Source organism: Nocardia sp. bgisy134 (assembly GCF_057708325.1).
On record NZ_JBYIRW010000011.1, the window covers coordinates 198523 to 218405 of the forward strand.

The window sequence follows — 19883 nt, forward strand, 5'->3', positions numbered from 1 at the left end:
GTTGTCACTGCTGAGGGTGCAGCAACAGTTCGGCGATGGCTTGTATGCGGGCGAGGGTGATGCCGGTCCGCTGTTCCACGGCCAGTGGGTGGTCGGTGGGTTCCAATTCCACTGTCGGGCGGACACCGACGGGCTGGCTGTGCACCTTCGTCTTCAAGTTCAGGGTCGTCGGTTCGTATGTGGACAGCTCGGTTGAGAGCCAGCCGAAATACGGTGGCTCCTGTACCCGCTCCGGACTGGTCCACAACTCCGTCGCACGTGCGAAGTTCGCCTTGCTCAGCGAAATCCACACGCCCCATTCGAAGTCCTTCTCCGAGTCCAGGACCGGCAGGATCAGGCGGGCACGGAGGAAGAAGTGCTCGTCGGCGATCACGCACTGGTCGTCGCCGAGGACATTGCCCGAACCGCCTTCCATGCCCTCGTTCCAGTACGCGGGCGCGACCGTGCCATAGGTGAATGGCAGGCCATCGTGTTCCTGACCGCAGTGAGAGCAGAGGAACGCCAGATCTGTCGACATGCCTGACAGCATAGAAACCGGACATCGCGCTCTCGTGATCGCAGAGTCGCTCTTGGTCCGGAAGACGCCGTGGAGAATCTTTCGGCGGGTTCGGGTCTGCGGACACCCGCTCTCCCGCGCGCCGATGGCTCCGGCGTGGCGGGAGAGCGGGTGTCCGCGGCGGCGTGGGCGGCTCAGCGCCTCGCGGTGGGGACGAGTGTGGCCAGGGCCGCCGCTGTTTCGGGATGCCGGGTGACGAGCGCCGCGACCTCGGTGTGCGGGGTCGCGGCCGGGCGCTGCCATTCGCCGCTGTGGCCGAGCAGCGCGCCGAGCGCGTCGCAGGCCGCAGGGTGGGCGAACAGCAGATCCGTGACCGGTCCGCCCGCCGCCGCGAGAGCGGGCGCGGCCGCGGGTTGCGGCGTGCCGGTCCACGGCGGACTCCAGCTGTCCACGGCCGCAAGACCGGACGGGAAGGTGCGACCCGCCTCCCTGGTGAGCGCCGGAATCAGTTCACCGGCCTGGCCGCGCAGGGTGGTGATCAGCTTCGGCAGCCAGGGCAGCAGCACGCTGTCCGGCAGGCGGCCGAACGCCTTCGACAACAGCTCCACCACAAAGGGTTTCAAGGACGGCACCGGATCCATGGCCTGCACGAAACCGCTCAGATACTGCGGGAACGCAGGCACAACGAGCGGGTTGGCCAGCATGTCGTCGCAGCGGGTGCGCAGTTCCGGCAGCGTGAGCAGACCGAGTTGCAGGCGTGTCGCCCACAGCAGCGCCACCTTCGCCGGTGCCTCCGGATGCGACTGCAACACCGCCAGCTCGAGCTGGGTGTGGTCGCAGCCGAGCGACAGGGCCAGGTTCTCCATGCCGAACAGGAAGCCCAGCATGGCGGCGACCGGTCGCACGCCGGTGTTCTCGTCGGTGAAGGCGGTCGGCAGCAGCGTGCAGTAGTGGGCATAGCCCGCGGTGACGAACCGGCCGCACCAGTCGGGGAGACCGTCCTCGGTCGATCGGAAATAGTTGAGCAGCAGCCGGATTCGGCGCAGGACCTCGGGTGCGTCGTCCACCGATCGCTCGGCGGCGAGCAGTTCGACGGCGCGGTGGCCGAGTTCGTCGGCCAGCCGCGGCGACTTCAGGTACAGCAGCGCGTCTTCCACCGTCGCCAGCGCTACCGCGGCCGTCGCGTCGGCCGCGGACACCGCCATGCGCAGCCGTTGCTCGAGCACCTGCTCGATGGTCACGCCTTCGTAGCCGAGCTCGACCAGGGCCCGCTGGTGTTTGCCGAGCGCCAGATCCCAGCTTTCCTGGATGGAGCTCTCACCGAGCGTGCGCGACCCCATGATCGGCCGCACCGCGTCCGACGGCAGCAGCCTGCGCAGGATCCACAGCAGATCCGAACACGGCCGCAGATGCGGGTCGGCCCGCAGGTCCAGCAGCGACCGCTGCACGGTGCGCTTGCCGGTGTCGATGCCGAGCGGCGCCAGCCGATCGAGCACGTCGCGCGCGAGCGGCGGCAGGGCCGCGTAGCCCACCTGGCCGATGCGATCACCGCCGAGCAGGATCTCGCACAGCTTGCGCACGTCGCGGCGACCCGGGACGTGGTCCTTCTCGATGCACGTGATCGCCGCGTCTTGGAAGTCGTACGGCGTCGGGCGGGCGCGATTGCGCACGCCCGCCAACAGGATCGAGGTCTCGAACACCGCGATCGCATCGGCGGTGCTCGCCAGGTAGCCGTTGCGCCGGGCCAGCCGGACGATGTCCACCGACCAGTCGAGCAGCTCGGCCTCGTCGAGCGAGTCCAACCGCGGCGGCGTGGACAGAAACCCCGTCAGCTGGTCGGCCACCGCGGCGGTGGTCACGACGGGCGGCGTGCGCTTGCTCGTCTTCTTGCTCGCGGACTTCTGGCCCGCGAGCTGGAACGGCTTCACACCGCCCCGCCGCAATCCCTTCGACCAGGTCGCCGCGGCGATCGACACCGACCCCGAGGCGAGCCCGAACTGCTCCTCGATGGCCGACTGGCTGGACGGGATGAGCCCGTACTGCCAAGTGGTCTTCGACCGCGGCGTGATCTCGTAGGGCGCGGCGTCGGCGGGGAGGCCGAACTGCTCGACCCTGCTGGCTGCGTGGAACGCCCCGCACACGTAGAGGCAGTCGGCAGGGTCGGCGCCGGTCGCCTCGAGATGTTCGCGCATCCGCGTCCACATGTAGCGCTCGCGGTTCTCGTCCTCCTCGACGCCGGTGCGGCGCAGCCGGCGGAACAGGCTGCCGATCAGCACCATGACTTGGCGGTAGGTGTCGTAATCGGCTCCCGCCAGCGGTTGTTCGACGTACTGGTCCCACCACTCCGACCAGTGCCGCACCTTGCCGTGGTGCAGCAGGTGCTCCTCCAGCTCGGCGAAATGCGGTCGCAGATCACCGATGTCGATGCCGACGGCGTCGCCGTGCAGCGCGCCGTCCTCGGTGGGCTCCGGCGTCTTGTCGGCGGGTGTGTCACCGTCCGGCGTGCCGCCGTTCGGCGCCCACTGGAAGACGTGGTCGGTGGAGCGATCGACGAGCACGAGTTCGACGCCGGGAGTGTCGAGCGCGTAGGAGATCGCCTGGTATTCCGCCGACGCCTCGGTGATCGGCGCGACCACCGACAGCGGCGCCCAGGTGGTAGGGAAGCCGTCGAGTTCACCGGCCCACGCCTGCACCGCCACCGGCAGCTTGCAGTTGCGCAGCTCGTCCAGGATCGGCCGCAGGTCCTCGCACAGTTCCAGATAGACGACCTTGGGTCGCTTCTCGTGCAGTCGCCGCACCATCGCCAGCCCCGAGGCGGGCGAATGATGGCAGACCGGGAAGATCTCGAGCTCGACCGCCAGCGCCCGGTCGACGTCGTCGACGATGCCGGCCAAGATCTCCGCGACCGCGCCGGGCTGGGCCGCGAATCGGGTCGCGGCCTCGGCCAATTGCTCGCGCAGCGCGCCGAACGGACCGGTCACGAGAGCCTCGCGATCGCCGCCCGGCCGCCCTCCAGGAACTCCGACCAGTCCCCGCCGGCGTCCTTGCTGCGCGGTTCGACCACGCCATGCCAGAACTTGTTGAGGATGGCCAGATCCTCCGGCGCCCGCCGGGCGAGCGAGCCGACCAGCGAACCCGCGAGCGTCTCCGCCCGCAACGTGCGGTCGCCGAAGAACTGGCTGTGCAGAATCGCGTCCTCCAGCACGCCGATCTGCTCGGCGGTCGACAGCGCGGACTCCAGCTTCTCGTCGTCGCTGGTCGCGGCGGCGGCCGCGGAGCGGAGATCGGCGAAGCTGTCGAGCAGGATGTCGAGCAGCGTGGGCGGCAGCTCCAGCTCGATCTGGTGCCTGCGCAACAGTTCCGCGGTGCGGAAGCGCACGATCTCGGCCTCGCTGCGCTTGTTGGTCACCACCGGGATGCGCACGAAGTTGAAGCGCCGCTTGAGCGCCGAGGAGAGGTCGTTCACGCCGCGGTCGCGGCTGTTGGCGGTGGCGATGATGGAGAAGCCCGGCTTGGCGAACACAACGTTGTCGTCGTCGAGTTCGGGGATGGAGACGTACTTCTCGGACAGGATCGAGATGAGCGCGTCCTGCACATCGCTGGTGGAGCGGGTCAGCTCCTCGAAGCGGCCGATCACGCCCTGCTCCATCGCGGTCATGATCGGCGACGGGATCATCGATTCCCTGGACTGCCCCTTGGCGATCACCATCGAGATGTTCCAGGAGTACTTGATGTGATCCTCGGTGGTGCCCGCGGTGCCCTGGACCACGAGCGTGGAGTTCCGGCTGATGGCCGCGGAGAGCAGTTCGGCGAGCCAGCTCTTGCCGGTGCCGGGATCGCCGATCAGCAGCAGCCCGCGGTCGGAGGCCAGCGTGACGATGCTGCGCTCGACGAAACTGCGGTCGCCGAACCACTTCTGGTCGATCTGCCGGTCCAGGCCGTCGGAGCGCTCGGAACCGAGGATGAACAGCCGCACCATCTTCGGGCTCAGCCGCCAGGCGAAGGGCTTGGGGCCGTCGTCGATCGACTCCAGCCAGTCCAGCTCCTCGGCGTACTTCAGTTCGGCGGGGGCGCGCAGCGTGGTATCGGTCATGGTCTGAGGTCTCCTAGTCGAGAAAGTTCTTGAGTTCGAACACGAGTTTCTGGATGCGGCCCGAGATCACCGGCGTGCCCATGGCCTTGAAGCGTTCCCGGAACCAGGGATTCACGCTCTGGTGCCCGGAGCTGTTGACCGAGCCGACCGGGATGAGCTTCACGCCGTTGCGATGCACGGCCTGCATGCTCTCGTACAGCGGCTGGGAGCGGTCGAACTCGTAGAAGTCCGAGATCCACACCAGCACGGTGTTGGTCGGGTCGACGATCTTCGGCTGGGCCATCGCCATGGCGACGGGGCCGTCGTTGCCGCCGCCGAGGTTGGTGCGCAGCAGCACCTCGAACGGGTCGTGCACCCACGGCGTCAGGTCGATGGCGCGGGTGTCGTAGGCGATCAGGTGCACGTCGACCTTGGGCAGTCCGGCGAAGATCGAGGCGAGGATGGTGCAGTTCACCATCGAGTCCACCATCGAACCGGACTGGTCGACCACCACGATCATCCGGGCGGGCACGGTGCGCTTGGCGGTCTGCCGATAGAACAGGCGGTCCACATAGAGCCGCTCGTCGTCCGGATTCCAGTTGGTGAGGTTCTTCCAGATCGTGCGGTCCACATCCAGATTGCGCAGGATGCGCTTCGGCGGCACCGAGCGGTCGACGGTGCCCGCGGTGGTCTGCTGCACCTGGGTGCGCAGCACCTCGGCGACCTGTTCGACGTAGCGCCGGATGAGCGATTTGGCGTTGGCCAGCGCGACGCCGGACAGATTCGCCTTGTCGCGCAACAGCTGTTCGAGCAGCGACATGCTCGGTGTCAGCTGGGACGCCAGCGCGGGATCGGCGAGCACTTCGCGCAGCCGCATCCGCGAGACCAGGTCGGCCTCGAGATCGGCGAGCACGCCGCGCACCTCGCCGCCGCCCTCTGCGCCGAGCATGCGCCGCAACCAGCCCGCGTCGCGCTGCCAGCCCGCGAGCTGGGTCGCGCTGACCGTGCCGCCGCCCGTCGCGAAGACGTTCAGCAACAGCTTGGACACCAAGGCGGCCGAACGCACCTCGCCCGCGCCGATGACCGCGTCGGCCTCCGTATCGACGGGATCCCGCTGGTCTCCGGCTTCGGTTGCGTCCCGATCCGGCTCGTCCGCTCCTACGACGCCGGTCATCGATTCCGCGGCACGCACGTGCACGCCGAGGCCGTCGAATTCGGACCCCAGATCCGGGAAGCGTTGCACGACATTGTCGATCGAGACGCCGGGGTCGAGCAGTGCCGCGGGCAGGCCGAGGTCGTCGACGATCGCGACGCTCGACGTCTCCAGCGCGGGCTGGGCTTCGCTGTCGAAAATGCCCGCCAGCAGCCGCCAATAGAGGATCTGCCGTCGAGTCTCGTTGCTGTCGGTCATTTTCTCAGCAGCCGTCCCGCTCGTTCCCTCAGCACCGCCACCGCATCGCCCGACTTCGCTTGCGCCTTGACCACTTTCGGGTCGGTCGGGCCGCAGGCCCAGTCGCCGCCGTGCACGTCGACCTCGACGCCCTTGGTCTGCTTGCGCACCGCGAGCGGTCGCAGCGACCACCGCCCGGCATCCCAGCGCAGCATGCCGAGGCAGGTCGAGGAGCTGTTCACCGCGGCGGGTGTGAGCGGACCGCAGGTGGGCAGCCGATCCAGTTCGAGGGCGAGCCGGTGCCCGTCCAGCTCGATGGCGCCGTCCTCGACCTTGTAGCCCTCCAGTAGGACCGGTTCGCACAGGTGCACCGGATCGCGATCGAGCGGGGGAACGGCGGGCGCGAGCGCGCCCGCGAGCCCCACACGCGCCGTGGCGAACGGATCGGCGCTCGCGCCCAGACGAGCCGACTCGTCGTGCCAGATCAGGTCGCCGCCCGCGGTCATCGGCATGCCGTCGATATCGAGGCTCAGCCGTTCGGCGATCGCCTTCATCAGCTGCGGATGGTCGGTGAACAGCTGCCAGATCGCGGGGCCGACGATCGTGTCGACCTTGGCCGCGGCGACGCTGACCCGCACCCGGCGCGTCGCTCCCGCCGCCGTCTCCAGCAGCGCGTACAGCTGAACCTGCACCGCGGTGCCGTGCTCGTGCACGTCGACGCCCAGCGGCAGCAGCCGCCCGGACACCGCCGTCGTCTCCGCGAATCCGCCGGTGCGCCAGGACAACAGGAGCGCTCGCGCCCACAGGTCCGCCCAGCGGCGCTGCGGCAGCCGATCCAGCGTCGCGACCGGACAGCTGGCGCGCAGCTCGGCCGTCAGGCCGTCGAGCAGCACGGCGAGCCTGCGCAGGGCGGGTTCGGCCAGCAGCGCCTCGACGGTCTTGTCGGCGGCGGAGACCAGGTCGTGGTCGACGCCGCGCCATCCGGTGATGGCCACCTCCTGCAACCAGGAGCGGCTGCCCACCGCCAGGTTGTGCGGTGTGTGCGCGGGCTCGGGCTGTTCCCAGGCGGCGCGCTCGCGACCCATGGCCGTGTCCACACGGTCGAGCAGCGCGTCGTGCACGGCGCCGAGCAGCGCGGCCCGCCCGCCGGCCAGCGCCGAGAGCTCCTCAGGGCCGATCGAACCCGCGCTCAATTTCGCGACCGCCTCGGCGATCGCGGGCCCGAGCGGGGATCCGCCGGTCGCGGCGGCGAGGTTCGCCAGCGCGGCCGTGTGTTCGTCGGTGAGCCGCGCGAATCCGTGAGTCAGCGCGGTGTCGAATCCGGTCACCACATCGAGCGCCTCCGCCACCCCCGGCAGCGGCTCGAGCAGTTCGGCCATCTGTACGCCGAGCATCAGCGGCTCACCCCCGTCGAGGGGAACCACTGCAACTCGGGGATCGGCGCGGTGCCGCCCGGCAGCTCCAGGTACGCCAGATGGCGCAGGAAGCGGCTGAACACGACCGCCGCGGGCGCGGGCTCGTGCGAGCAGTTCAGCGCGTGGTACAGGCTCGCGCCCTCCGCGATCTCGACTCCCAGGTAGCGGGCCACCCGTTCGACGCCGTACTGCACGACCGCCTCGTCGAGCAGCGCGTCGATGTGCTTGCACGGATAGGCGCCGCGCAGGCCGCCGCACGGCCGATTGTTGTTGGTGCTGCAGCTGAGTCCGTGCGTCTTCGCCGCCACCGACGAGACGTACACCCGCGCGATGTCCGATCCGCTCGACACCACGCCCTGCAACCGCCCGTCCGCCATTTCGACGAAGGGCACCTTGGCCAGCTTGCGCGGCGCCACGACGGGCAGCGTCTGCACCACCGCCGCCCGCTCCCACTCGCGGTCACCCGAGTCCATCGCGTTCCCTCCCGTTTCTCTTCATGACCGAAAACCTACGCGAGCCCACCGACAAGTTCGCCGTCCTGTTGTTGATCTTGTGAATACCGACAACGACTGTCGCGCAGTACTTTTCGACAGAGACGATGTTGTCGGTACCGGCTGCTAACCTCGCGCTGGGCGACGCTGTGCCCGGCCGTGGAACCGGCCTTCGGCCACTCCTCCCAGCCGGTCTCGAGCAGCCCGGCGGCGCGTCGGCGCGCCGGGTCGGGGCGCGGCCGTGGTATCGAGGACGGATGACGCCGACGCGCTCCTCCTATGACGTCGTTGTGGTCGGCGGCGGCCACAACGGCTTGGTCGCCGCCGCGTACCTGGCGCGGGCCGGTCGGTCGGTGCTGCTGCTCGAACGGCAGTCGCACACGGGCGGCGCGGCCGTGTCGGAACGCCCGTTCCCCGGTGTCGACGCGCGAGTGTCCCGGTATTCGTACCTGGTGAGCCTGTTGCCTGCGAGCATCGTGCGTGATCTGGGTCTGCGGTTCCTGACCCGCCGCAGGCGGATCTCCTCCTATACCCCGGTCGGCGACGCAGGGCTGCTCGTCGACACCGGATCCGAGGCGCGCACCAGGGCGAGCTTCCAACGGCTGACCGGTTCGGAGCGGGACTTCGAGGCGTGGCAGCGGTTCTACGCGCGCACCGGCGCGATGGCGCGGCGTGTATTCCCCACCCTGACCGAACCACTGCCGACGCGGACGGAATTGCGCCGGACCGTCGCGGACGACGAGCTGTGGGACGCGGTGTTCGAGCGGCCGCTGGGGGAGACGATCGAGCAGACCTTCGCCGACGACACCGTTCGCGGTGTGGTGTTCACCGACGCGCTGATCGGCACCTTCACCCACGCGCACGATCCCACGCTGCGGCAGAACCGCTGCTTCCTCTACCACGTGATCGGCGGCGGCACGGGCGACTGGGACGTGCCGGTGGGCGGCATGGGCGCGCTGACCGACGCGCTGGCGGACGCTGCCCGCGCGGCGGGGGCGGAACTGATCACCGGATGCGCGGTGACCGGTGTCGACAGCGACGGCGTCGCGGCGCAGGTGCGCTACGAGGGCGGCGCCGTCGGCGCGCGGCACGTCCTGGTGAACGCCGCGCCGCACGAGCTGACGCGACTGCTGGGCGGGCCGGAAGAGCCGAAACCCGAAGGCTCCCAACTGAAAGTGAATATGGTGCTGCGGCGCCTGCCGCGCCTGCTCGACACCGCGACGGATCCCGCCGAGGCGTTCGCCGGAACCTTCCACATCGCCGAATCGTATGCCGAGCTGGAGCGGTCCTATCGGGAAGCGGAGGCGGGACGGATTCCCGCGGCGCCCCCGTCCGAGATCTACTGCCACACCCTGACCGATCCCTCGATCCTGTCCGACGACGCCGCGGCTCGCGGCATGCACACCCTCACGCTCTTCGGTTTGCACACTCCCGCAAGACTTTTCCGTGACAACCCCGACGCGGCCCGGACGGCTGCGGTGAAAGGCGTGCTCGCGCAACTGGATCGGGTGCTGGCCGAGCCCATCGCCGAATGCCTCGTCGAGGATGCCGACGGCGCGCCCTGCCTGGAGGTGAAGTCTCCGCTCGATCTGGAGCGCGAGGTCGGGCTGCCCGGAGGCCATATCTTCCACCGCGATCTCGCTTTTCCCTACCGCGACGACGGCAGCGCGACCGATCCCGCCGTGCGCTGGGGCGTCGCCACCGAAGTGCGCAATGTCTTCCTCTGCGGTTCGGGCGCGGTGCGCGGCGGCGGCGTGAGCGGCATCCCCGGCCACAATGCCGCGCGGGCCGTGCTCGAATCGTGAACCCGCCCGCCGGACATCATTCAGCGATCCGCACCGATCTGCCCGCCATGCCCACCCGGTGGACAACATCAGCGAACTTTCGGATACCGCAACGCGATCGGCTGTACAGTCACCGCGACCTCGCTCGAATTTCGTCCAGGAGCCACCATGGCAGACAAGCGCTCCGTCCGTACCGACATCCCGCATTCGGCGCGAGTCTGGAACTACTGGCTGGGTGGCCGCGACTACTACGAGGCCGATCGGATGGCGGGCGAAGCCGGTGTGGCGGTGTATCCCGAGATCAAGACGATGGCGGTCCAGTCGCGGCAGTTTCTGATCAGGGCGGTGCGATATCTGGCCGCCGAAGCGGGAATTCGCCAGTTCCTCGACATCGGCACCGGACTGCCCACCATGCAGAACACCCACGAGGTGGCGCAGTCGGCCGCGCCCGACTCCAGGATCGTCTACGTGGACAACGATCCGCTCGTCCTCGCCCATGCCAGAGCGCTGCTGGTCAACACCACCGACGAGGGTGTGACCACCTATCTGGAGGCGGATTTCCATCGGCCCGAGGTGATTCTCGCCGACGCGCGCAACGTGCTGAACTTCAGCAAGCCGATCGCGATCATGTTCATCGGCGTGCTGGGGCACGCGCGCAGCTACGACGAGGTGCGGCGCGTGGTGAGCGCCATGATGGACGGTGTGCCCTCGGGCAGCTACCTCGTCCTCAACGACGGCGCCACCGACGACAGGGCGTACGTGCGGATGTGCGAGAACTATGCCAAAACCGGTGGGGATCCGTACAACCCGCGCAGCTCCGCCGAGATCACCGGCCTCTTCGAGGGACTGGAGCTGGTCGAGCCCGGTGTGGTGCCGATCAACCATTGGCGTACCGACGAGGCCGCCGGAGGCGTGCGCGACGTCTCGGCGTGGGGCGGCGTCGGCCGGAAACCCTGACCGTCGGCATCTTCACGAAATCTCCACCGAGTCACCCCGGTATCGGCGCAGCATGCTCCTAGGGTGGCTCGCATGGTGATCGAGCAGCTCGCATCGCACGAATTCCTCCGCTGGACACGGGAATTCGAGGCGAAGGCGCGCGCGAGGGCGGCGGCGGGCGATCCGGATTGGAGTCGCGGCGCCCGGCTGCATCCGGCCATCGCGCGCAGCGTGCAGCGGTTCCAGGTCGGCGAGAGCGGCGACGGCGCCGACCTCATCGCCAAAGCCGAACGCGCGGGGGACCCCGTGTACACGGCGGCGGTCCGATTGTTCGTCGACGAGGAACGCAATCACGCCCGCCTGCTCGAGCGGCTGCTGCACGCGGCAGGGCAGCCGACCATCGCGAACCACTGGACCGACGCCGTCTTCATCCGATTGCGCCGAGCGCTGGGGTTGCGCCTGGAACTGATGGTGCTGATGGTCGCCGAAATCGTTGCCCTCCAGTACTACCGGGCGCTGCGCGACGGTACGAGCGACCCGCTCACCACCAGCGTCGCCGCCCTCATCCTCGACGACGAACGCAGGCACGTCCCCTTCCACACCCAGCGACTCCGCGCGGCCTTCGCGGGCGTTCGACTGCCTGCCCGCCTCGCCGCCCGCGCCTTCTGGTGGATCCTGCTCACCGGCGCCACCCTCGTCGTCGCGCACGACCACGGCCGCGCGCTGCGCCAACTCGGCTGCTCCCGAACGGAATTCGTCCGCGCATCGTTGGGCCTCTTCGCGACGATCGCGCCGACCGCGATCCACGGTCGGCGGTGATCACTGGCTCTCGGATCCGTTCGTGGGCTTCTCGACGATCGCGTGCGCGGGATTCACTCGGGTCGCTTCGTGGGCGCGGGCCGACTTCAGGGTGACACTCATTTGTACGGACCGTCCCGACTCGAGATCCGTTACCTGCATGTGCACGAGCCTGTTCGAGTCGATATCGACGGTCACCTCGATATCGGCGGCGCCACGCGGCTGGGGCGCCAACCCCCCCAGCTCCAGCACCCCGATCTTCCGATTCCGTGACGCGAGCCTGCTCTCCCCTTCGAACAGCTGCACCTGGACGTGCCGTTGGTCGTCGGCGACGGTCGTGAAGTTCAGAGATCTCTTGGTGGGCGCCGTGGTGTTGCGCTCGATGATCGGCACGATGCGCCCGTTGACATCCGCGACGCCGACAGTTGCCGCGCTGACGTCGAGCAACAGCGTGTCCTTGAAGTGTCCGAGTATCACGCCCGCTTGGAGCGTCGCGCCCAGCACGACACCGTCGGGAATCACCTCTCTGCGCGGCTGCCGACCGGTGATGTCCTTGACCAGGTCGACGATCGCAGGCATCCGGGTGGCGCCGCCGACGAGCGCGATCTGTTGCAGCTGGGCTGTCGTGAGGTACGCCTCGGTCACCGCGCGCTGGATCAGCGTCCTGCACCGGTCGATCAGGTCCCGCGTCAGCTCTTCGAATTCCGCCCTGGTGATGGGCAGTTCCAGGTCCAGCGGTCCGTCCGGGCCGACGCAGATCGTGGGAAGCACGATCTCCGTGGAGATCCGGGAGGACAGCTCGATCTTGGCGCGCTCGGCCGCTTCGCGGAGCCGCGCCGTCGCCCGCTGGTCTGTCGACAGGTCGATGCCGTGTTGCCTGCGAAAACGTCCGGCGGCATGTTCGAGGAGCCGATCGTCCCAGTCCACGCCGCCGAGCCGGTTGTCGCCGCCGGTGGCGAGTACCTCGACGACGCCGTCGCCGATCTCGAGGACGGAAACATCCAGCGTCCCCCCGCCCAGGTCGAACACCATGATCGTTTGGTCGGTTTCCGTATTCGCGCCGTAGGCCAGTGCCGCCGCGGTCGGTTCGTTCAGTAGACGCAACACGTTCAGTCCGGCGAGGGCGGCGGCCTCGACGGTGGCCTCCCGTTGGATCAGATCGAAATGCGCCGGGATCGTGATCACCACGTCCCGCACCATGGCTCCGAGAAATCTTTCTGCGGCCGAACGTAATTCGGCCAGTATCGTCGCCGCGACGCCGACGGGGGTGTAGGTGCGGCCGAACGCGCGAAAGCGCTTCTCGGTGCCGAGCGCCAGTTTGACCCGGGAGAACGTGCTCGCCGGATTGATCGTCGCCCGCCGCCGTGCTTCTTCCCCGACGACCCAGTTTCCGTTCTCGGTCACGGCGGCCACGCTCGGCATCGTCCGGTCACCGATCGCGCTGAGCACGACCCGGACGTCGTCGTCGGTGAACACCGCGATGGCGGAGTTGGTCGTGCCGAAGTCGATGCCCACCGCGTGCCTGGTCCGCGGACGATCAGCGCCCGGCAGCCGCGACACCCCGCGCTCGTCGCCGACGGGCAATTCCCCGAGTCCGCGCGAAAACCACAGCTGCTGGGCGAGTTTCGCCACCGCCGGATCAGGATCCGCCACCAGCGCGGTCAAATCCGCTCGCGCGGCGTCTCGAACCTCGGGCCGCCAGCTGCCGAGCAGGTTCTCCAGCTCGTGCAGCGCGCCTATCCGCTGCCACGGCAGCTTGCTGCGCAGCGCGTCCCGAATGTCGCCCGGCACGTGCTGCGGCCGGGCGGCGACATTGCGGGCGAGATACAGCGCGCCCTGAACGCTCGCGACGCTGCGCGTCGGAGTCTGGTTCGGTGCGCGACGGCGCACGGTCTCGTGCACGTAGCCGTACAGGTCGTCGATGCTGATCCAGCCGTCGCCGTCGAGATCGGCGGCGCCGGAACGCAATCCGTGCACAACCGCGCTAGTGAACACCGAGGGTTCCGCCGTGGCGCGGCTCGTCGCCTGGGACTCGTGGCTGAACTGCAGCGCGGTCGACGCGGTGATGACCACGCGGCCGCGGCCGGAGAACGGCTCGCGCACGTCGACCGACTCGGCGGCCGACCGGGTGCGCAAGCCGCGGGAGAACGCGCCGCTGTAGCAACAGTCGAGCATCAGGACGGTCTTGCTGGAGCGGCTGCCCTCGATCTGGTCGCTGATGAAGGTCGAGTCGATGCCCGTCGAGGCGACATAGGCTTTCTCGGTATCGGTGCCGACCAGATAGAGGCGATTGTGCAGGTCCTTCTGGCCGTGGCACGAGATGTGCAGCAGCAGAAGGTCGTCGCCACTCGCACTCCGGAAGAAGGTCTCGATCGCCTTCCGGCACTGCGCGGCCGTCCCGTCGCGCAACACCTGCACGTCGAATCCGGCGATATCCGGGTCGGAGAGGACCGCTTGGAGTTCCGCCGCGTCGCGCGCGGCCCCGGGCAGTTCGGGATAGGCCGGATCGTCGTAGTGCTGGTTGGCGATGATCAGACTACGGTTGACCATCGCCGTCCGCTCGCCGCCCGGCGAGGAACCGCTCGACGAGCGCGCGTTCCTCATCCTTTGCGACGCTGCTGATTTCGAGTTCGTCCTCGCCGAGCCTGATGCGGATCGAGCCGCGTTGGCGGCGCACCAGCCAGCTCTTGGCGACCTCGGTGGCCATCTGCAACACGGCGGGCGAGGACACGATGGCCACGATGGAGGCGACGGTCGTCACGTCGCCCGCGCGCGTGCCCGCCGGGGCGGTGCCGATCACCGGGCGATCGAGATCCTCGAGGCCGAGTTCGTGTAGTTCGGCGAGCAGCAGGCTGCTGTCGTTGCTGAGCAGTTCCGGGTCGTCGCCGTCTTCGACGAGACGGAATTCGATCTGTTCGCGCATCGAGATCCCCCGGGTATGTCGTCGCTGCTTCGGACCCTCAATATAGGTCCTCGCGGGGCCGGCCGCGGCGGATACCGGTTCGAACGCGGCGATGCCGGGTCCGTGGCCGTGCTCGGCGCAGAATGGAACCATGCCGGATATCGCGTCGCAGTCGGCCGTGATCATCGATGGGCCGCTGACCAGGGCACAGGTCGTCGCTGTCGCGCGCGACGGTGTTCAGGTTCGGTTGAGCGCCGCCGCCGAGCAGCGGCTGATCGCCGCCCGCGGGCACGTCGACGCCTTGGCCGAGGCGCCGACGCCGACCTACGGCGTCTCCACCGGATTCGGTGCGCTGGCGATCCGACCCATTCCGCCGCAGCGCCGTGCCGCGCTGCAACGGTCATTGATCCGCTCCCATGCCGCGGGCGCGGGCCCCGCCGTCGAGCGGGAGGTGGTGCGCGCGCAAATGGTCCTGCGGCTGCGCACCCTCGCCTCGGGATATACCGGAGCCCAGCCGGTGACCGCGCACGCGCTGGCCGCCATGCTCAACGCGGGCATCACCCCCGAGGTGCCCGAGTTCGGCTCGCTCGGCTGCTCCGGCGACCTCGCGCCGCTGGCCGCGGTCGGGCTCGCGCTCATGGGCGAAGGCACCGTGACCGATGCCGAGGGACGGGCGACCGAAGCGGCAGAAGCCCTGCGCGCCAGCGGAATCACTCCGGTCGTGCTGGCGGAGAAGGAGGGGCTCGCCCTCACCAACGGCACCGACGGCATGCTGGGCATGCTGGTGCTCGCGCTCGCCGACCTGCACCGGCTGCTCGATGTCGCCGACGTGACTGCCGCCATGAGCGTCGAAGCGCTGCTCGGCACCGATCGCGTCTTCGCCGCCGATCTGCAAGCCCTGCGGCCCCACCCGGGCCAGGCGCTGGCGGCGGCGCGGATGCGGGCCGCGCTGACCGGTTCCCAGATCGTGGCCAGCCATCGGGATTGTCATCGGGTGCAGGACGCCTATTCGCTGCGGTGCGCGCCACAGGTGCACGGCGCGGCCCGCGACACCGTCGCCCACGCGGAGACGGTGGCCGATCGAGAGTTGGCCGCCGCCATCGACAATCCGGTGGTACTGGGCGACGGACGCCTGGAATCCAACGGCAACTTCCACGGCGCGCCCCTGGCCTACGTGCTCGACTTCCTGGCCATCCCGGTCGCCGATGCCGCGAGCATGGCCGAACGCCGCACCGACCGCATGCTGGATGTCGCTCGCTCGCACGGACTTCCGCCGTTCCTGGCCGCGGATCCCGGCGTCGATTCCGGGCACATGATCGCCCAGTACACCCAGGCCGCCCTGGTCGGCGAACTGAAGCGGATCGCGGTCCCCGCCTCGGTGGATTCCATTCCGAGCAGCGCCATGCAGGAGGACCACGTGTCCATGGGCTGGTCGGCCGCACGGAAACTCCGCACCGCGGTGGACGGGCTCACCACCGTGCTCGCGGTGGAGTACCTCACCGCCGCCCGCGCGCTCGAACTGCGCGCCCCGCTGCGACCGGCGCCCGCCACCGCCGCCGCGGTCGCGCTGTTGCGCACCAGGGTCGAGGGGCCGGGCCCGGATCGGCACCTGGCTCCCGAGATCGCCGCCGCCGCGGACCTGATCCGCGACGGCGCGTTGCTCCACGCGGTCGAACCTCACCTGGCCGCGGACTCGGCACCCGGCGAACGGAGGCAGCCATGACCACAGAGCATCCGACCGTGCGGGCGGCGCGCGGCACCCGACTGACGGCCCGCACCTGGCAGACCGAGGCCGCGCTGCGCATGCTGCACAACAATCTCGACCCCGAGGTCGCCGAACGCCCGCACGACCTGGTGGTCTACGGCGGCACCGGCAAGGCGGCCAGGGATTGGGCCAGTTTCGACGCGATCAGCCGCACGCTGACCACGCTCGCGGCGGACGAGACGCTGCTCGTGCAATCCGGAAAACCGGTCGGTGTGCTGCGGACGCACGAGTGGGCGCCGCGGGTGCTGATCGCGAACTCGAACCTGGTGGGGGACTGGGCGACCTGGCCGGAGTTCCGCAGGCTGGAGGCGCTCGGGCTCACCATGTACGGGCAGATGACCGCGGGCTCCTGGATCTACATCGGCACCCAGGGCATCTTGCAGGGCACCTACGAGACCTTCGCCGCCATCGCGGACAAGCGATTCGGCGGCACCCTCGCGGGCACGCTGACGCTCAGCGCCGGCCTCGGCGGGATGGGCGGTGCGCAACCGCTGGCGGTGACCATGAACGGCGGCGCGGCGCTGATCGTCGAATGCGATCCCGCGCGGGCGCGGCGGCGGCTGCACGACGGCTACCTGGACGAGATCGCCGACGACGTCGACGACGCGATTCGCCGGGTCACCGCGGCGTGTGCCGAGCGAAAGGCGTTGTCGGTCGGCCTGATCGGCAACGCGGCGGAGCTGCTGCCGCGACTGGCCGCGGCGGACCTGCCCGCCGACATCGTCACCGACCAGACCTCGGCGCACGATCCGCTGTCCTACCTGCCTCGCGGTGTCGATCTGGCCGACTGGTCCGACTACGCGGCACGCAAACCCGACGAATTCACCGAGCGCGCCAGGGAATCCATGGCCGAACACGTCGACGGCATGCTGCGCTTCCTCGACCGCGGCGCGGAAGTCTTCGATTACGGCAACTCGCTGCGCGGTGAGGCCCGCCTCGGCGGATGCGACAGGGCCTTCGATTATCCGGGTTTCGTGCCCGCCTACATCCGGCCGCTGTTCTGCGCGGGCAAGGGACCGTTCCGCTGGGCGGCGCTGTCCGGAGATCCCGCCGATATCGCCGCGACCGATCGCGCCATCCTGGACCTGTTCCCGCACAACGAATCCCTGCGCCGGTGGATCGCTCTGGCCGGGCAGCGCGTGGCATTCCAAGGGCTGCCCGCGCGGATCTGCTGGCTCGGCTACGGCGAGCGGCACCTGGCCGGGTTGCGGTTCAACGAGATGGTCGCGAGTGGCGAGCTGCGTGCGCCCGTCGTGATCGGCCGCGACCACCTCGATTCCGGCAGCGTCGCCTCGCCCTACCGCGAAACCGAGGCGATGGCAGACGGTTCCGACGCCATCGCGGACTGGCCGCTGCTGAACGCCCTGGTGAACACCGCGTCCGGGGCGAGCTGGGTGTCCATCCACCACGGCGGCGGCGTCGGCATCGGGCGGTCGATACACGCCGGGCAGGTGTGCGTGGCCGACGGCACCGAGCTGGCCGGGCAGAAGCTCGAACGCGTGCTCACCAACGATCCGGCGATGGGCGTGCTGCGGCACGTGGACGCCGGATACGAGCGGGCCAGGTCTGTCGCGGAGGCGGAGGGACTGCCGATTCCGTTGCGGGACAACGGCTGATCGTCGGGCGTCAGCGCGCGGGGAACCGGAGGATGCGATCGTCGCCGTGGCGTACGTCGCCGCGGCCGTCGGTGTTCGAGGTGGTGACCCACAGTGCTCCGTCCGGCGCCACTTCCACGGTGCGCAGGCGGCCGTAGCGCTCCTCGAACATCGCTCGCGGCGTACCCGCAGAACCGTTCATCAGCGGCACGGTCCACAGCCTTTCACCGCGCAGCGCCGCGACGTAGAGGGTGTCGCCCGCGATGGCGATGCCCGATGGCGACGCCTCGGCCGTGGTCCAGGTGACGACGGGATCCACGTAACCGCGGCCCGCGCCGCCACCGCCTTCCACGGCGGGCCAGCCGTAATTGCGGTTCGGTTCCACGAGATTGATCTCGTCGAGGCGATTCTGACCGAACTCGGCGGCGAACAACCGTCCCGCCCGATCCCACGCGAGACCCTGCACGTTCCGGTGGCCCAGGCTGTAGACCGGCGAGTCCGGAGTCGGATTGCCCGGCGCGGGCCTGCCGTCCGGTGTCAGACGCAAGATCTTGCCGTTGGGCGAGGCCGGATCCTGGGACAAAGCGCTGCGTGCCGCATCGCCGGTGCCGACGTAGAGCATGCCGTCGGGCCCGAACGCGATCCGTCCGCCATTGTGGTTGCCCGCCTTGGCGATTCCCTCGAAGACGACCTCCGGCGGTCCGTCGAGCCGGAACCGAACGATCCGGTTGTCCGTACTCGCGGTGAAATAGGCGTACACGTAGCCGTTTTCGGCGTACCCGGGCGACACCGCGAGACCGAGCAGGCCGCCCTCGCCGCCTGCGACGACCCCGGGTACGTCGTACACCGCTTCCGGCGGCCGTCCGGGCGCCACGCGCAGGATCTTCCCGGTGTCGCGCTCGGCGACCAGCGCCGTGCCCTCGGGCAGGAACGCCAGACCCCACGGCACATCGATCCCCTGCGCCACTTCCTCGGGCGCCGCGAGGTCGGGCATGCCCGACGGACTGCTCGCGACGGTGCTCGTCACGACCGGCGCCGTCGTCTCCTCGGTCTCGGTGCGCTCCGCGCCGCAGGCGGCGACCATGGCGAGAGCGAGCAAGGCGGCACAGGCCGTTGCCCTACCCTTCACTCGCACAGATCCCATGATTGCGCTCCCTGTTCATTCGACCGGCGCGGTCCTCGAGTTCGACGACCGAACCGAGCCCGCGCCCGCTCGTGAGCGTGCACCCCGAGCCCGGATCCCGCCGTACCGGAACCCACTCTTCTCGATCATGCCCTGTGCCAGGACGGGGAGAAACCCCGAGTAGTCACAGGCCGCCGAGCGCGGCGAGGACTTCGAAGGCGGCGTCGGCGCTGCGCCAGAGGAGGTCCATTTCGGCGCGGACGGCCGGGGCCAGCGCGGGATCCTGAAGGGCGAGGCCGTTGCCGAAGATCACGACGTTGGCGCCCGCGTCGGCCAGACGGAGCAGGGGACCGGTCGCGACGCCCGCGCCGAGCACGGCGTCGAGGCCCTCGCCGACGAAATAGAAGCGCCAGAGCGGGCCGAGGTCACCGCCGTAGACCGCCTCGGTGACGTCGACGATGCGAAAGCCCTCGATGGCGATGGCGTCGACGATCCTGAAGTAGTCGGGTCCGTTCGCGGGGGTGCCGCGCAGCGCCGCCACCGAGAGCGAGAGATCGATGGTGAGGTGTGCGTTGTAGCCCGCCATCGCCACCCGGGCGGGGGACAGCAGGCACTGTTTCGTCAGGGTGAAGTAGTGCGCCCAGTGGGGTTCGGTTGCGCCGCCGGTGAATTCGGCGTGCAGGTTGCGCAGGAAGCGGGACAGCAGGTCGAGGCTGATCCGGTGTGACCAGTCCGGGTCGTCGAAGACGGCCTCGCTGCGCTGGAGCGGCATCACCGCCGCCTGTTCGATGGCGTCGAGTCCGATCGCGAATACGCCGCGCCGGTCTCGGTGCTCGGCGAGGATCTCGACGATCCGGCGGTGGTTGGCGACGCCCTGTTCGAGCCGTTGCATGGCGGTGCCGGTCAGCGTGGTCGTGTCGGAGAGTTCGACGATGGTGTCCACCTCGGCGGCGGACAGCGGTGTGCCGCAGGCGGTGTCGAGGTCGGCGGCGCGTGTGGGCGGTGCGCTCACGCCCGCCAGCACGACGAGCAGCGCGAAGGTGATCGCCAGAACTCGTGCGACGTGCGCGGGACTGTTCAGGTGCGGGACACGCGTGCCTGCCGAATTCATCGGTG

General features: G+C 69.5%; 15 protein-coding genes. 5 read left to right on the forward strand and 10 right to left on the reverse strand.

Annotation, left to right across the window (positions count from 1 at the left end; translation table 11 throughout):
• Positions 1-4 precede the first annotated feature (4 nt).
• The 6 genes from AC3ERS_RS20895 to AC3ERS_RS20920 form a co-directional block, all read right to left on the reverse strand.
• Entirely contained in the window at positions 5-517 is a 513-nt protein-coding gene (locus AC3ERS_RS20895) for a DUF2199 domain-containing protein (protein ID WP_431969728.1), read from the reverse strand.
• Between the two features lie 173 nt (positions 518-690).
• Positions 691-3477, reverse strand: a complete 2787-nt coding sequence (locus AC3ERS_RS20900; RefSeq protein ID WP_431969729.1) for a DUF5682 family protein — start codon at positions 3475-3477, stop codon at positions 691-693.
• Positions 3474-4589 carry an ATP-binding protein gene (locus tag AC3ERS_RS20905; protein ID WP_431969730.1) on the reverse strand — a complete coding sequence of 372 codons (1116 nt, stop codon included), beginning with the start codon at positions 4587-4589 and terminating at the stop codon, positions 3474-3476. The genes AC3ERS_RS20900 and AC3ERS_RS20905 overlap by 4 nt, the downstream gene beginning before the upstream one ends.
• A 13-nt stretch (positions 4590-4602) precedes the next feature.
• Positions 4603-5979, reverse strand: a complete 1377-nt coding sequence (locus AC3ERS_RS20910) for a VWA domain-containing protein (RefSeq protein WP_431969731.1) — start codon at positions 5977-5979, stop codon at positions 4603-4605.
• Entirely contained in the window at positions 5976-7352 is a 1377-nt protein-coding gene (locus tag AC3ERS_RS20915; protein ID WP_431969732.1) for a hypothetical protein, read from the reverse strand. The genes AC3ERS_RS20910 and AC3ERS_RS20915 overlap by 4 nt, the downstream gene beginning before the upstream one ends.
• Positions 7352-7846: a hypothetical protein gene (locus AC3ERS_RS20920; protein WP_431969733.1), complete on the reverse strand. Its 495-nt coding sequence runs from the start codon at positions 7844-7846 to the stop codon at positions 7352-7354. The genes AC3ERS_RS20915 and AC3ERS_RS20920 overlap by 1 nt, the downstream gene beginning before the upstream one ends.
• Positions 7847-8121: 275 nt before the next feature.
• Between AC3ERS_RS20920 and AC3ERS_RS20925 the strand changes: the two genes are divergently transcribed.
• From AC3ERS_RS20925 to AC3ERS_RS20935, 3 genes are all read left to right on the forward strand, one after another.
• Positions 8122-9669 (forward strand): phytoene desaturase family protein, encoded by a 1548-nt coding sequence (locus tag AC3ERS_RS20925; RefSeq protein WP_431969734.1) that lies wholly within the window; start codon positions 8122-8124, stop codon positions 9667-9669.
• A 147-nt stretch (positions 9670-9816) separates the two neighbouring features.
• Positions 9817-10605, forward strand: coding sequence for an SAM-dependent methyltransferase (locus tag AC3ERS_RS20930; RefSeq protein ID WP_431969735.1), 789 nt, complete (start codon positions 9817-9819; stop codon positions 10603-10605).
• 72 nt (positions 10606-10677) lie between these two features.
• The gene (locus AC3ERS_RS20935; protein WP_431969736.1) at positions 10678-11403 is read left to right on the forward strand and encodes a ferritin-like domain-containing protein; all 726 of its coding nucleotides are present in this window, start codon (positions 10678-10680) and stop codon (positions 11401-11403) included.
• Here AC3ERS_RS20935 and AC3ERS_RS20940 read toward each other — a convergent pair whose 3' ends face one another.
• Together AC3ERS_RS20940 and AC3ERS_RS20945 are read right to left on the reverse strand one after the other, a co-directional pair.
• Positions 11404-13932 (reverse strand): caspase, EACC1-associated type, encoded by a 2529-nt coding sequence (locus AC3ERS_RS20940; RefSeq protein WP_431969737.1) that lies wholly within the window; start codon positions 13930-13932, stop codon positions 11404-11406.
• A complete protein-coding gene (locus AC3ERS_RS20945) occupies positions 13919-14305 on the reverse strand; it encodes a hypothetical protein (protein ID WP_431969738.1) in 387 nt (128 codons plus the stop codon). Before AC3ERS_RS20945 ends, AC3ERS_RS20940 begins: the two co-directional genes overlap by 14 nt.
• A 130-nt stretch (positions 14306-14435) precedes the next feature.
• Here AC3ERS_RS20945 and hutH point away from each other — a divergent pair, with 130 nt between their 5' ends.
• Entirely contained in the window at positions 14436-16007 is a 1572-nt protein-coding gene (gene hutH / locus AC3ERS_RS20950; RefSeq protein WP_431969739.1) for a histidine ammonia-lyase, read from the forward strand.
• Positions 16004-17665: a urocanate hydratase gene (hutU, locus tag AC3ERS_RS20955; protein WP_431969740.1), complete on the forward strand. Its 1662-nt coding sequence runs from the start codon at positions 16004-16006 to the stop codon at positions 17663-17665. Before hutH ends, hutU begins: the two co-directional genes overlap by 4 nt.
• A gap of 10 nt (positions 17666-17675) precedes the next feature.
• On the opposite strand, the gene AC3ERS_RS20960 is transcribed toward hutU, so the two are convergent.
• Positions 17676-18788, reverse strand: a complete 1113-nt coding sequence (locus tag AC3ERS_RS20960) for a PQQ-dependent sugar dehydrogenase (protein ID WP_431969741.1) — start codon at positions 18786-18788, stop codon at positions 17676-17678.
• Positions 18789-18951: 163 nt separating this feature from the next.
• Complete coding sequence (locus AC3ERS_RS20965; RefSeq protein WP_431969742.1) at positions 18952-19878, reverse strand: DUF5995 family protein; 927 nt, start codon at positions 19876-19878, stop codon at positions 18952-18954.
• Between the last annotated feature and the right edge of the window lie 5 nt (positions 19879-19883).

Coding starts and splice junctions, on each gene's coding strand:
- AC3ERS_RS20960 (WP_431969741.1), bottom strand. CDS start 18,788: ATGGGATCTGTGCGAGTGAAGGGTAGGGCAACGGCCTGTGCCGCCTTG.
- AC3ERS_RS20965 (WP_431969742.1), bottom strand. CDS start 19,878: ATGAATTCGGCAGGCACGCGTGTCCCGCACCTGAACAGTCCCGCGCAC.
- AC3ERS_RS20945 (WP_431969738.1), bottom strand. CDS start 14,305: ATGCGCGAACAGATCGAATTCCGTCTCGTCGAAGACGGCGACGACCCG.
- AC3ERS_RS20930 (WP_431969735.1), top strand. CDS start 9,817: ATGGCAGACAAGCGCTCCGTCCGTACCGACATCCCGCATTCGGCGCGA.
- AC3ERS_RS20920 (WP_431969733.1), bottom strand. CDS start 7,846: ATGGACTCGGGTGACCGCGAGTGGGAGCGGGCGGCGGTGGTGCAGACG.
- AC3ERS_RS20935 (WP_431969736.1), top strand. CDS start 10,678: ATGGTGATCGAGCAGCTCGCATCGCACGAATTCCTCCGCTGGACACGG.
- hutH (WP_431969739.1), top strand. CDS start 14,436: ATGCCGGATATCGCGTCGCAGTCGGCCGTGATCATCGATGGGCCGCTG.
- AC3ERS_RS20910 (WP_431969731.1), bottom strand. CDS start 5,979: ATGACCGACAGCAACGAGACTCGACGGCAGATCCTCTATTGGCGGCTG.
- AC3ERS_RS20925 (WP_431969734.1), top strand. CDS start 8,122: ATGACGCCGACGCGCTCCTCCTATGACGTCGTTGTGGTCGGCGGCGGC.
- AC3ERS_RS20895 (WP_431969728.1), bottom strand. CDS start 517: ATGTCGACAGATCTGGCGTTCCTCTGCTCTCACTGCGGTCAGGAACAC.
- AC3ERS_RS20940 (WP_431969737.1), bottom strand. CDS start 13,932: ATGGTCAACCGTAGTCTGATCATCGCCAACCAGCACTACGACGATCCG.
- AC3ERS_RS20915 (WP_431969732.1), bottom strand. CDS start 7,352: ATGCTCGGCGTACAGATGGCCGAACTGCTCGAGCCGCTGCCGGGGGTG.
- hutU (WP_431969740.1), top strand. CDS start 16,004: ATGACCACAGAGCATCCGACCGTGCGGGCGGCGCGCGGCACCCGACTG.
- AC3ERS_RS20905 (WP_431969730.1), bottom strand. CDS start 4,589: ATGACCGATACCACGCTGCGCGCCCCCGCCGAACTGAAGTACGCCGAG.